Origin of the sequence: Acutalibacter sp. 1XD8-33, assembly GCF_003612555.1 — a bacterium.
Taxonomy (GTDB): domain Bacteria; phylum Bacillota; class Clostridia; order Oscillospirales; family Acutalibacteraceae; genus Acutalibacter.
Window position 1 is genome coordinate 1 of sequence record NZ_RAZF01000022.1, and the last position, 13,062, is coordinate 13,062.

Sequence of the window (13,062 nt, forward strand, 5' to 3'; positions counted from 1 at the left end):
AGCGGCAAGAGCCGCGCAGTGGACATAGCGCCCGGGGTCGTGGCGCTCTTGCGGCAGCTCAGGCAGGAACAAGCGGCGGGCGGGCTGTCACCTTTTGTTTTCAATCAAGAGGGTACTCCCCAGCCCATGCACCCACAAAGCCCCACTAGGTATATGAAAGACTTTTCTAAACGGTACAACGTGCCAGGGTTACACCCGCACAAGCTCCGGCACAGCTTTGCAAGCGTAGCCATTACTAATGGTGCCGACGTTGCCTCAGTGAGTGAAAAGCTGGGCCATGCGGACAAGTCCACGACCCTGAGAATGTACACCCATGCCGATGAAGAAAGCGTGAAGCGGACAGGGGATATTTTCCGGCAGGCCCTGGAAGCGGTGGGAAATGGCAGATAAAAGCAAAAGACCGGGGGCAAATCCCCGGCCTTTTTAGCGTGATAAAGTAATCGATATTTTGAGGGCGTATGTCCTTTTGTATGTACTTCTGGCGAAAGCCCCGAGACGGTGATAAAAAGGAAAACTCCCAGAAGTCCAGTAACTTCTAGGAGTTTCGTTGGAGCTGGATGTCGGAATCGAACCGACCACCTCATCATTACGAGTGATGTGCTCTACCGAATGAGCTAATCCAGCACCACAATACCTTTTTATTATACTCTATTCTTTCCTCACCGTCAAGGGGCAATTTTAGAGAACCGCTTTCCTATTCTGCCACCCACAGTTCATCCACGCCATAATAGCGGTAGATTTCCAGGGCGTTGCTTCCCAGCCTTTCGCCGGGCATTGCGGGAGAAACTGCCGGAGGGCAGGAGGCCGCCAGCGAGGCCAGGATTTTCCCCCCGGCCTCTTCCAGCCCCACCCGGCGCTTGGGCGAGAGCAGGGCGTCCCGCACCGTCAGGCAGGCCTCCGTCCGCCGCAGAACCGGCGGACGGGTGGCAAGGGGCTCCCGCCGTTCCACCCCGGAGAGGACGGCTTCCAGGCGTTCTAGCGTTTCCGGCAAATTCTCTGGTACAGGCATCAGCACCAGCCAGTCCGGGTCCGCATATTCCGGCACAATCCCCTGGGCCTCCAGGCACGCTCCCAGCTCCCCGCCGGTATAGCCCCAGGACTTGGCGTCCAGGGTGAGCTTGAGGGGCTCACCGTCTATCATGCCCCAACCTTTGAGAGCCAAACGCGCCTTGAAAGCGCCCAGGGTGTTCACCGCGTCCTGGAGCTTCCCGGCATAGCCATCGCCAAGATACCGGTTCGCCAAATCCAAAGACTGCAAAATCAGGTAGGACGGGCTAGTCGACCCGAACAAAGCCATGGCCTCCCTGGCGTGGGTGAAAAAAGCGGCTGGCGCGGCGGAGGACAGGTGCAGGTAGGCCCCGCCGGTGAGCACGGGCAAGGTCTTGTGGGCGCTGTCACAGCACAGGTCCGCCCCCAGAGCTATGGGGTGCCGGGAGGGGTCCAGAAAGGCCAGGTAGGCCCCATGAGCATTGTCCACCAGCAGCGGCGCAGAATAGCGGTCGGTCACGGCGGAAAGGGCCAGCAGGTCCGCCTGGTTCCCCAGGTAATCTGGGCTGGTGAGGTAGACCCCGGCGGCGCGGGGGCGCTCCCGGAGGGCGGCTTCCAGCGCGGCGGGAGAGATCTGGCAGCGGCACAGACTGTAGTCGGGATTCTCCGGAAAAAGCCAGTGGACGTCTACGTCCAGCAGGGCGGCCGCGCTGAGGAAGGATTTGTGGGCGTTGCGGCCCGCGATGATGAGGGGACGGCCCCCTTCCCGGCGAGAGCTCCAGGCCAGGCGCGCCAAATACACCATGGCCCGGATGCACTGGGAGGAGCCCTCCGTGGAGTAGAGGGTGTCCCCCGCGCCGAAGAGGGCGGCGGCGTTCTTCTCGCTCTCCCGGATGATCCCGCCGGGGGCGCAGAGGGAGTCCGCGCCCCCCACCTCGGTGAGGTCCAGGGGCTCGCAGCCCAGAAAGGCCGCGCCCTTGTGCCCGGGCATGTGCAGCCGCAGGGGGCCCTTCTCCACGTATTCCCTCACAAAATCACAGATTGGCGTGTTCATAGGGACAGCGCCATCACAAAAAGGTACAGCGCTAGACCCGCCAGCGCGGTCCAGCTCACATACCGCCCCGCGATTTCCAGATCCGTTGGCTCCACTTTGTCTACGTTGCGGATGGTGAACATCAACCCCCAGCGGAAGAGCTCGTCCGCGAACAGCATGGACCACCCGTTGAACACGCAGACCAGCACCCCCACAAGCCACAGGGACCAGTGGCCCTTGCGGACGAGCTCGGGTCCGGCCATCAGCTCCAGGATCGCGCCCACGTAGGGCTCTGTGGGGTCAACGATCTCCCCGTTTTCGTCCCTGGTGAAGCCGTCGCTGGTGGTATAGGTAACCGTAAAGGTCGCCGAGGTTCCGTCCTCATTGGTCAGGAGCAAGCCCAGGCCCGGCGAATTCTCCACGCCCCCGCGAAACACGATCTCATCCCCCGCGCGAAGCTCCACGCCGGTCATATTTTCCGCCCCGTCCGCGTCTTTGGGGACCGCCGTGGGGTCCTCCCTGGCCGTATAGGGGCCATAGGTTTTCCCGCCGCACTCAAAGACTACGGTCTTGTCCGCCGACACGGTAAACCGCGCCTGCCGCCACCACTGGAGGCGTCCGGAATACACCGTGGCGTCCCCCTCCTGGCCGGGCACAAAGATCGCGTCCATGTATGGAAACCCCACCCGGGAGACCGTCACGAAAAACGCCGCGGTGAACCCCAGCACCATCAGCGCCATGCCAATCAGCAAGGCCTTCTGATACCGCCCCAAGTCTTTGAATCTCTCCATTGCTGCACCCTCCGATTCAGTATTTCGCCGGTTTTTTGTGGACGATGTTTTGGCCTCTGGCAGGGAGGGGCTTCGCCCCCTCCACCCCCACCACCTTTTGAAAAAGGTGGACGAAAACTTTACCCTGGTTAGCTGATTGCGATAAAACCAACTATACTGCGTTACGCGGTCAAGAGGCGTTAGGCCCCTGGCGAGGTGTGGAGCAGAGCTCCACGACCTTGCCGTAGTCGGCGTTTCTGTGCCCCCGAAGGCCACACCGTATTACTTCAAAAAAATCCCGTCACATATCCGCCTCGGCGGCTTTCAGCATGATGGCGCACTCCATCCGGGCCCGGAAGAGCTCACAGCCGTAGCGGTAGATTCCGTTCACAGAGCCGGTGGCGTGGTAGGCGTTGGCCGCGCAGCCCCCGGAGCAGTAGAGCTTCGCCCAGCAGTCCTTGCAGTCCGGCCGGGCGTACACGTTGCAGTCCCGGAACTCCGCCTGGGCCTGGGGGTTCGTCACCCCCTGGAACACGTCCCCCAGCCGGAACTTCTCGTCCCCCACAAACTGGTGGCAGGGGTACAGGTCCCCCCAGGGGGTCACCGCCATGTACTCCGTGCCCGACCCGCAGCCGGAAATCCGCTTGTAGATGCAGGGTCCGTCCTCCAGGTCGATCATGTAGTGGTAGAAGGTGAAGGGCCTGCCCTCCCGGCGGCGCTCCAGCATCTTCTCCGCCAGCTTCTCGTACTGCTCCAGCACCACCGGCAGGTCCTCCTCGGTGAGGGCGGCGGGGTCCCCGGGGGCGCAGACCACCGGCTCCATCGAGAGCTCCGTGAAGCCCAGGTCCAGCATGGCCTCAATGTCCCGGAGGAAGTCCGGGTTCTCGTGGGTGAAGGTGCCCCGCATGTAGTAGTTTTTGTTGCCACGGGCCCGCACCAGCTCCTGGAACTTGGGCACGATCCGGTCGTAGCTGCCCCGGCCCTGGTAGTCCACCCGGTAGCGGTCGTGGACCTCCCGGCGGCCGTCCAGGCTGAGCACCACGTTGGACATTTCCCGGTTGGCGAAGTCGATCACGTCCCGGTCTATGAGCATCCCGTTGGTGGTCAGAGTGAAGCGGAAGTTCTTCCCGGCCTCCTTCTCCACGGACCGGGCGTAGGCCACCAGCTCCTTGACCACGTCCCAGTTCATCAGGGGTTCGCCGCCGAAGAAGTCCACCTCCAGGTTCCGCCGGGTCCCGGAGTTCTCCATGAGGAAGTCCAGGGCACGCTTGCCCACCTCGAAGCTCATCAGGGCCCGCTCCCCGTGGAATTTCCCCTGGGAGGCGAAGCAGTAGGCGCAGTTCAGGTTGCAGGTGTGGGCCACGTGGAGGCACAGGGCCTTTACCACATTCCCGCTGCGGGCCTTGAACTCCCCTGCCAGGGGCTCGAAGCTGTCCGGGGTGAAGAGCTGGCCGGATTTCTCCAGCTCCCCGATAGCCTCCCAGCATTCTTCCAGCTCCCGCCGGGTGAGCTCCGGGCGGTCCCGGTATTTTTCCAGGAGGAGGGAGACGGCCTCCTCCCGGGGCTTTTCTTTGTAGAGGGCGATCATGTCATAGGCCGCCTCATCCACCACATGGATGGCTCCTGAACAGACGTCTACCACGATATTGTATCCGCCCCGCTGAAACTGATGTACCATAGCAATCCCCCGCAATCGGAAATTTTTTGCCGCCGGTAAGGTCGTGGGGTTTCACCCCACACCCCACAAGGGGCCTAACGCCCCTTGCCCGCGTAATGTCACTCCTCATTTCATTCGTCGTGAAGGTTTTATGTTGTTTGACACGCTAACCTAACAACCGTAAAAGTTTCGTCAACCTTTTCAAAGGTTGCGAGGTGTGGAGCAGAGCTCCACGACCTTGCCCTTAAACACCTGAGAAAAATAGCGCAGGAAGGGTGAATGAAAGTCTCCAGTGGAGACTTTCAGAGGGAAACCCTCACCGGGGGTTTCCCTGGAAACCGGAACCCGCTACCCCTCGCCGGGGGCAGCCGAGACAACTCCACAACCTTGCCGGAACGAAAAAGTGCCGCCCAATCCGGCGGCACCCAAACAAACGCCCAGCTTATTTCTTGGCTTTGTTTTCACACTGCTGGTTCGCGATACCGCAGCTGGTTTTGCAGGCAGACTGGCAGGAGGTCTGGCACTCGCCGCAGCCGCCCTTTTTGGCGCTCTCACACAGATTGCGGGTTTTCAGCGTCTTAATCAGTTCCATTGCATATCCCTCCCGGAACGCCCGAAGTCCGGGCGTTGATTTTTTATATTGTACCATAGGCGAAAAGGTTTGTCAACTCTGGCGGAGGCCGATCCGGCCGAACTGGCAGGTGACACAACCGAACTTTTACTGGTTGCCTATCGAAGCTCTTTTGTTAACTCCTCTTTTAGGATACTCCCCATTTCACAAAGAGTATTGTCAACAGGAAAAAAATGGTGTATAATATGTGATACAAGATATAAATGCCGGGCTGTTTTTGGAGGGAAGTGATCGTTCTGGATGACACGAAAACCCGAATTATTTTCCCGGCGATTTTCGACCATCTGAAGTTCAATCCTCTCGCCATGCTGGCCCATCCGATGGGGGTTGTGGCTTCCCTATTTTCGCTTCTGGATTTCCCATCCGGATGAAACGATGTTCTGCTGCCACTTTCGGGACAGCGCGGGCGCGGCGAGGCGGCGGCTCTTCTATCACCCTCCGCAAAAAACGCCCATATTATAGCATGACCCGGGTGGATCAGGGGTGTTTGCGGCGTAAGGGATATGCGCACCTCCCTTGGCCGGATAAAGACAGCACAGTTTTCCTTCTGTTTTAACAACGTTTTAAGAAAGGCCTCCCGCCAAGCCGGTTCAGCGGAAGGAAAAATATGTTGCCGGGGAAACCGAATTTGACGAGGAGAGTGCCATCATGGAAAAAATTCTGATTGTTGACGACAGCGTCGTGCAGGCAGCTCACTTAAAGATTATTTTAGCCGATATGTACGACATTACCATTGCCCAGACGGCGGAGGACGGGCTTCGTCTTGCCAGCAACGGGGACTTCTCCCTGATCCTGCTGGATGTGGTGATGCCAGGGATGGATGGCTTTACGCTGCTGAAAAAATTGCAGGAAGAAATCATCACGCGGAGCATTCCCGTGATTTTGATTACAAGCCTTTCCGATGTGGTAAATGAGCAGCGCGGACTGATCCTGGGCGCTGTGGATTACATCACGAAGCCCTTCAACCCCCTGATTATCAAAGCAAGGGTCAACACGCATATCAAGCTGTACCAATACCGCAGGCAGATCGAATTGCAGTCCATGACCGATCAATTGACGGGAATCGCCAACAGGCGCAGGTATGAACAGCACAGCCTCACAAAATGGGGCGAGGCGATCCGCCTGCATGTTCCCTTTTCCATCTGCATATTTGATATTGACCGCTTCAAAGTGTATAACGACACCTTTGGCCATCCCGCCGGGGACAAGGTGATCGCCTCTGTGGCCAAAACAGCCGCCTCTCATCTACAGCGCAGCACAGATTTTCTGGCCCGCTATGGGGGGGAGGAGTTTGTGGCCGTCATTCTGGGCGGCTGCGCGAAAGAGGTCTTTGGCCACTGGAAAAAACTCCGTCAGGCTGTAGAGGACCTTCATATTCCCCATGATCCCTCTGTTTCCCAATGGGTTACCATCAGCGTGGGGGGCGTTACCATCGTTCCAGAAGAGAAAAACTCCTATGAATTCTATCTAAAAATTGCGGACACTATGCTGTATGACGCGAAAAAGCACGGCCGCAACAGAATTGTCTGGGCCGATGAGCAAATGAAGCAGATGTGGGAAAAATAACGGCTCTTCCCCACCGTCCCGGCCCTTGCCCACAAAGCGGACAAGGCTCTGGGAAAGCGGAAGGATTCTGGATGGAGCGAGGTAACGATTCATGAATATTCTTGTCATTGACGCCCAAGGCGGCGGCATCGGGCGCCAGGTCGTCTCAGCCGTCAAAGGGGCCTGGCCCCAAGCAACCGTGACCGCCGTGGGCGCCAACAGCTCCGCCGCCTCTGCCATGCTGAAAGCAGGGGCCGACCAGGCTGCCACGGGAGAGAACGCCGTTGTGGTATGCAGCCGCAAGGCGGACGTAATCATCGGGCCGGTAGGCATTGTCATTGCGGATTCCTTGCTGGGGGAAATCACCCCCCGGATGGCTGCGGCTGTGGGACAAAGCCCCGCAAAGCGCATCCTGATTCCCGTGAACCACTGTGACAACATTATCATCGGCGTGCCCGACTTGACCCTCTCCAACCTGATCGCCGGCGTTTTGGAGGAGCTGAGAGCTCTATTCTCTGGGCAGTGATTGTCGGGAACCGGTCAAGAACCGCTATATGGAGTTTGTTCCAACCCGCCGCTTTTTGATAAATCCGCCGGTTTTGTGTTTCGATCTTGACATTCTTCTCCAAAAGAGGTATTCTATATGAGAATTATCCGGCAGGAAGCCGGACAGGGGGCAAGAATGCTCCCGGCATTTGGCAACCAGAAACACAGGCGCCCAGGGCAGGTTGCGAAAAGAATTGCAGGGGCAGAATTCATACCAGGAAGGTATGCGGTTTCTCATGAATGGGAAACATGGCATGCTTTCCTTTTTCTTTTTGCCGTTAAGCCCTCCCCCTGGCCCGGAAGCGCCTCGCGGTATCTCCTTTATAGCAAATGCATCTAAAAAACAGTATCTGCCGGACTTTAAGTTTAAGACAGACGATCCTGTAAAAAGCTCTCAAAGCCCATACTTTCTGAGAGTTTATATTATATGGGAGGAACGGCGCGCGGGGCAGCTTGGCGACAGGCACACAGCCGGATGGGAATTTTGGGCTGGGATACTGCGCCCAGAGCTGGCTTACTCCGGGACCCGGCCCCTTTTTCACTTGCAAAAAGGGGCCTCTTGCCGGGCTTCGCCCGTCAATTCACCACCAAAAATGCGCTTCTCAGGTGTTAAGGGCAAGACCGTGGGGCTCCGCGCCCCACACCCGCGCCAGCTTAAGACCAGCTGGACCGGTCAAAACTGTCCAGGGTAAAAGTTTCGTCCACCTTTTTAAAGGTGGTGGGGGACGAGGGGTGACCCCCCCCAGCTGCCAGAGGCCAAAACATACTCTCAGAAAGTATCATTTTCGAAAGGAAAACGTACACATGAAGCGAAAAAATTTACTTGTACAATTTCTTGCCATACTTATGGCGGCAGCAATGACCGCCTGCGGGAATATTCCAGAGGGCGCGGGCCCTTCCGGCTCTGCAAACACCAACGCCCCCAAGGAACGGGACAGCGTGGTAATCGCCATTGGTTCCGAGCCGGAAACCCTGGACCCCACCCAGGGCTGGGGGCATGGAAACGCGCCCATCGTCCAGAGCACACTGGTGAAGTATACATCCCAGCTGACCTTTGAAAACGATCTGGCCACTGGCTATGAGCTGTCTCCGGATGGCCTCGTCTGGACATTCACCATCCGGGACAACGCCTTCTTTACCGACGGAGAGAAGGTCACCGCCTCCGACGTGGCCTTTACCCTGGAAACCGCAAAGGCGGCGCGGGGCTCTGTTGACCTCACCTATATGGAGAGCGCCGTGGCAAAGGACGGAGCCACGGTTGAGATCACCCTCTCCCAGCCCACCTCCATCTTTCTCAACACCCTGGCCTCTGTGGGCATTGTGCCAGAGCACGCCTATGGAGAAGAGTACGGGCGAAGCCCGATTGGCTCCGGCCCCTACAAGTTTGTGGAGTGGAAGCCCCAGGAGCAGATCCTCTTCACCGCCAACGAGGACTATTACGGCGGCGCGCCTGCCATCAAAAACGTAGCCGTAGTCTTTATGTCCGAGGACGCGGCCCTGGCGGCGGTCCAGGCCGGCGAGGTGGACGTTGCGTACTCCTCAGCGACCCTTGGCTCCACACAGGTGGAGGGCTACCGCGTTGAGGCCATCTCCTCTGCGGACAACCGGGGCTTTACCCTGCCGGTCCTTCCCGATGAGGGCAAAACCACCGAAAGCGGCAACCCCGTGGGCAATAACGTCACCTGCAACCTGGAAATCCGCCAGGCGGCCGCCTATGCTATCGACCGCCAGCAGGTGGCCGATGTGGCGCTGAACGGCTTTGCCCGGCCCGCTTATTCAGAAAACGACGGAATGCCCTGGAATAACCCTCAAGTTAAGATCGACACAGACCCGGATTACGCCAGAAGGCTTTTGGCAGACGCCGGGTGGTCTGATACGGACGGCGACGGCATTGTGGAAAAAGACGGTCTGAAGGCGGAGTTTACCTGCGTCTATCCCTCCGGCGATTCCGTCCGCCAGGCTGTGGCCATGGCCGCCGCCCAGCAGGTGGAAGCCGTTGGCATCAAAATCAACGTGGAGGGCGTCAGCTGGGACGAGCTTGCCCGGCGCATGTTCTCCGACGCGGTCATGATGGGCTGGGGGTCCTCCATCCCCAACGAAACCTACTATCTATACCGCTCCGAGGGCGCTCTGCTGGACGACTTCTACAACCCAGAGGGATACCAGAGCGAAACCACCGACAGCTATCTCCGCGCCGCCATGGAAGCCCTTACCCCGGAAGAGGCCAACGAAAGCTGGAAAAAAGTCCAGTGGGACGGTACGACCGGCACAGCCATGCAAGGGGAGTGCCCCTGGGTCTGGATCGTCAACCTGGACCATGTGACCTATATCCGGGAGGGCCTCTCCATTGGGGAACAGCCCCTCCACGGCCATGGCCACGGCCTGCCGCTGATCCAGAATCTCCAGGAATGGGCCTGGACAGCATGAGGGATTGGGGAAGGAAACGGGGTGTAACCATGAAAGGAACTTTAAAACGGCTGGCCAGAGTCTTTGTGGGCTATGGCATAAAAATTCTCTCGCTGCTGCTTGCCGTGAGCGTCATCTCCTTTACCCTTGTAAGCGCCTCTCCGGTGGACCCGGTGCAGCAGTACATTCTGGGGCTGGGGACAGCGGTATCCCCGGAACAGCGCGCTGAAATCGAGAGCTACTGGGGGGTCCACGAGCCTCCGGCGGAACGGTATCTCACCTGGCTCTCCCAGGTTCTGCGGGGGAATCTGGGAGAGTCCGCCATCTTCCGCAGGCCGGTTGCGGATATCATCGGCGAACGCTTTGTCAACTCCCTGGCCCTCATGCTCTGCGCCTGGGTCTTGGCCGGAATCACCGGCTTCGCGCTGGGCTGCGTGATGGGCATGTATCAGGGCCGCCTGCCGGACAGGCTCCTAAAAAAAGCCTGTTATGTCCTCAGCTCTGTGCCCACGTTCTGGCTGGGGCTCGTGTTCCTGCTGGTGTTTTCCGTGTGGCTGAAATGGTTCCCCATTGGCTTTTCCTCTCCGGTGGGCGTGCTCAGCCGGGAGGTCACCCTTTGGCAAAAGCTCCACCATTTGGCCCTGCCCGCCTTTACCCTGAGCTTCCTATCCTTTGCCAATATTGCCCTGCATACCCGCCAGAAGCTGGTTGATGTGCTGAACAGCGAGTATGTGCTCTTCGCGAAGGCCAGGGGCGAGGGGCCCTTCACCATACTCCGCCGTCACGGCCTGCGGAATATCCTGCTTCCCGCGCTGACCTTACAGTTCGCCTCCTTCGCGGAGCTGTTCGGCGGCTCGGTTCTGGCGGAAAACGTGTTCAGCTATCCGGGGCTGGGCAGCGCCGTGTCCGCTGCCGGATTGCAGGGAGATGTCCCCCTGCTGCTGGGCATAACGCTGTTCTCCGCCCTGTTCGTCTGCGCGGGGAATCTAATCGCCAATCTGCTCTATGGGGCCGTCGACCCCCAAATCCGGGAGGTGGGAAAGTGAAACAGGCGAACCGCCGGACAAAACTTGTGGTCCTCACGGCGGCAATGGTCCTTGTGCTGGCCGTCATCTACGCCTGCGGCATCCTGATTCCGGAGGAAGCGGCGGCGGGGAGCTTTCTGAACGCCAAGCTCCCCCCCAGCCTCCGGCACCCCTTTGGCACAGACGCTCTGGGCCGGGACCTCTTTCTACGCACGCTGAAAGGCCTGTCCGTGAGCATGACCATCGGCCTGGCCGCTTCCGCCATCAGCGCCGTGATCGCCGTGCTGGTGGGCGCTGCCTCCGCTGCCGGCTCCAGAGGGGTGGACGCTGTGCTCAACTGGCTCATTGATCTGGTGATGGGCGTCCCTCACACAATCTTGATTCTATTGATCTCCTTTGCCCTGGGGCGGGGGCTGAACGGTTTGCTGGCCGGCATTGCCGCCACCCATTGGTGCAGCCTGGCCCGGCTGATCAGAGGTGAGGTTTTACAGCTGCGCTCCCAGCAGTATGTGGCTGTGTCCCGTAGGCTAGGAAAGTCCAGCGGCTGGATCATGCTCTATCATCTTCTCCCCCACCTGGCCCCCCAGTTCGTTGTGGGGCTGGTTTTAATGTTCCCCCACGCGATCCTCCATGAGGCCTCCATCTCCTTTCTGGGGTTCGGACTGCCCCCGGAGCAACCGGCCATCGGCATCATTTTGGCGGAGAGTATGCGCTACCTCTCTGCGGGGATGTGGTGGATGGCGGTGCTGCCGGGCCTGACGCTGGTATCGATTGTGCTGCTGGTGGACAAGGCGGGAGAGCACCTGAAAACGCTTCTGGATCCCTACAGCGCCCAGGAGTAATTGCAGAAAGGAATACAGCATGGAACAGACAAGAAAAGCCCTGCTTGAAATGCGGAACATATCCGTTTCTTTCCGCATGTATGGCCGCGGCCTGGAGCAGACGGACCTGCGAGTCATCTCTGACCTGCATTTGACGGTATACCCCGGAGAAATCGTCGCTATCGCGGGTTCCTCTGGCTCTGGGAAAAGCCTGCTGGCCTCTGCCATTCTGGGCATCCTTCCCCCCAACGCGGCGGTGCGGGGGGATCTCCAATATAAAGGGGAGGCGCTTACGCCAGAGCGGCAAAAGTGGATTCGGGGCAGGGAGATCGCCCTGGTTCCCCAGTCCGTGGCCTATCTTGACCCTCTGATGAAAGTGGGCCCCCAGACCGACGGGTACTATAAGCCCACAAAAAAAAGGAGAATGCTGTTTGAACGGCTCCAGCTTCCGGCCTCTGTAGAGCGGCTCTACCCCTTCCAGCTCTCCGGCGGCATGGCAAGGCGGGTGCTGGTGTCCACCGCCCTGGTCACCGGCGCGCGGCTTATCATCGCGGACGAGCCTACGCCTGGCATGAGCATAGAACAGGCCTTGGAGGCTCTTCGAATGTTCCGGGAGATGGCGGACGAGGGGAAGAGCGTTATTCTCATCACCCACGACATTGACCTGGCGGTTGAGTTTGCGGACCGGGTGGCCGTGTTTTACGCCGGGACCACAGTGGAGACAGCCCCCGCCTCCGACTTCAAGGCGGGACCCGAGGCCTTGCGGCATCCCTATTCCAAGGCCTTATGGAAGGCCCTGCCCCAAAACGGATTCGAGCCGATACCGGGTTTCCAGCCCTATGCGGGCAACCTTCCGGAGGGCTGTCTCTTCGCCCCGCGCTGCCCTTACAAGACAGAGCAATGCGAAAAACAGGTTCCCCCTATGCTTGAAATCCGAGGGGGAGAAGCGAGGTGCTTTCATGGCGCTTGAAGCCAAAAACGTGGATTTCCGCTATGGGCGCAACCAGCCGTGGATCTTGAAAGACCAGTGCCTGAAGATCGGCAAGGGGGAACGGCTGGCGGTGTTCGCCCCAAGCGGATATGGCAAAACCACCCTGGCCATGCTTCTGGCCGGGTATCTGGAGCCAATCAATGGGCAGGTCCTGCTGGACGAAATCCCCCTGCCGAAAAAGGGAGCCTGTCCCGTACAGCTGATCTGCCAGCACCCGGAAAAAGCGGTCAACCCCCGATGGCGCTTGAGGCGGGTCCTGGAAGAGAGCGGGCCGCTTCGGGAAGATCTCCTGGAGGCGCTGGGCATCCAGCGAGCGTGGCTTGCTCGTTTTCCCAGGGAGCTCTCCGGCGGGGAGCTCCAGCGCTTTTGCGTGGCCCGGGCGCTGACGAGCGGCGGGGACTATCTCATCTGCGACGAGATCAGCGCCATGCTGGATGGGATTACCCAGGCGCAGATCTGGAACGTGGTTTTGGAAGAGGCTGAGAAGCGAAGCCTGGGCCTGATCGCCATAACGCATAACCGACGCCTTGCAGGAAGGATCGCGTCCAGGATCCTGGATCTATCCGTATAGCCGTATCCTCCTGGGCAGGGCCTTCCGGCATTATAAAACGGCCAAACGAAAACCGGTTGGGAAAAGACAGTTCCTTTTT

General features: G+C 59.2%; 12 protein-coding genes and 1 tRNA gene. 8 read left to right on the top strand and 5 right to left on the bottom strand.

All coding sequences use genetic code 11. The features are described 5' to 3' along the window. A partial coding sequence (locus D7X94_RS12725; RefSeq protein ID WP_147401731.1) for a tyrosine-type recombinase/integrase occupies nt 1-390 on the top strand: 390 nt, incomplete at its 5' end. 158 nt (nt 391-548) lie between these two features. On the opposite strand, the gene D7X94_RS12730 is transcribed toward D7X94_RS12725, so the two are convergent. The 5 genes from D7X94_RS12730 to scfA all read right to left on the bottom strand — a co-directional run bounded on the left by D7X94_RS12730 (nt 549) and on the right by scfA (nt 5,039). After that, nucleotides 549-624: transfer RNA gene (locus tag D7X94_RS12730), tRNA-Thr, on the bottom strand. 70 nt (nt 625-694) lie between these two features. Beyond that, nucleotides 695-2,041: an amino acid decarboxylase gene (locus tag D7X94_RS12735; RefSeq protein ID WP_120428064.1), complete on the bottom strand. Its 1,347-nt coding sequence runs from the start codon at nt 2,039-2,041 to the stop codon at nt 695-697. Next, a complete protein-coding gene (locus D7X94_RS12740; RefSeq protein ID WP_120428065.1) occupies nt 2,038-2,811 on the bottom strand; it encodes a hypothetical protein in 774 nt (257 codons plus the stop codon). Before D7X94_RS12740 ends, D7X94_RS12735 begins: the two co-directional genes overlap by 4 nt. 280 nt (nt 2,812-3,091) lie before the next feature. Continuing rightward, complete coding sequence (gene scfB / locus D7X94_RS12745; protein ID WP_120428066.1) at nt 3,092-4,468, bottom strand: thioether cross-link-forming SCIFF peptide maturase; 1,377 nt, start codon at nt 4,466-4,468, stop codon at nt 3,092-3,094. A gap of 421 nt (nt 4,469-4,889) precedes the next feature. Further along, a complete protein-coding gene (gene scfA, locus D7X94_RS12750) occupies nt 4,890-5,039 on the bottom strand; it encodes a six-cysteine ranthipeptide SCIFF (protein ID WP_120428067.1) in 150 nt (49 codons plus the stop codon). 687 nt (nt 5,040-5,726) lie between these two features. Between scfA and D7X94_RS12760 the strand changes: the two genes are divergently transcribed. From D7X94_RS12760 to D7X94_RS12800, 7 genes are all read left to right on the top strand, one after another. Further along, nucleotides 5,727-6,644 (top strand): diguanylate cyclase, encoded by a 918-nt coding sequence (locus tag D7X94_RS12760; protein WP_120428068.1) that lies wholly within the window; start codon nt 5,727-5,729, stop codon nt 6,642-6,644. A gap of 91 nt (nt 6,645-6,735) precedes the next feature. After that, nucleotides 6,736-7,149 (top strand): DUF3842 family protein, encoded by a 414-nt coding sequence (locus tag D7X94_RS12765; protein WP_120428069.1) that lies wholly within the window; start codon nt 6,736-6,738, stop codon nt 7,147-7,149. 824 nt (nt 7,150-7,973) lie between these two features. Then, a complete protein-coding gene (locus tag D7X94_RS12780; protein WP_120428072.1) occupies nt 7,974-9,596 on the top strand; it encodes an ABC transporter substrate-binding protein in 1,623 nt (540 codons plus the stop codon). A 29-nt stretch (nt 9,597-9,625) separates the two neighbouring features. Continuing rightward, complete coding sequence (locus tag D7X94_RS12785; protein WP_120428073.1) at nt 9,626-10,621, top strand: ABC transporter permease; 996 nt, start codon at nt 9,626-9,628, stop codon at nt 10,619-10,621. Between the two features lie 44 nt (nt 10,622-10,665). Next, nucleotides 10,666-11,442, top strand: a complete 777-nt coding sequence (locus D7X94_RS12790; RefSeq protein WP_120428099.1) for an ABC transporter permease — start codon at nt 10,666-10,668, stop codon at nt 11,440-11,442. Between the two features lie 19 nt (nt 11,443-11,461). Beyond that, a complete protein-coding gene (locus D7X94_RS12795) occupies nt 11,462-12,391 on the top strand; it encodes an ABC transporter ATP-binding protein (protein WP_120428074.1) in 930 nt (309 codons plus the stop codon). After that, complete coding sequence (locus tag D7X94_RS12800) at nt 12,381-12,983, top strand: ABC transporter ATP-binding protein (RefSeq protein ID WP_120428075.1); 603 nt, start codon at nt 12,381-12,383, stop codon at nt 12,981-12,983. Before D7X94_RS12795 ends, D7X94_RS12800 begins: the two co-directional genes overlap by 11 nt. Nucleotides 12,984-13,062 lie beyond the last annotated feature (79 nt).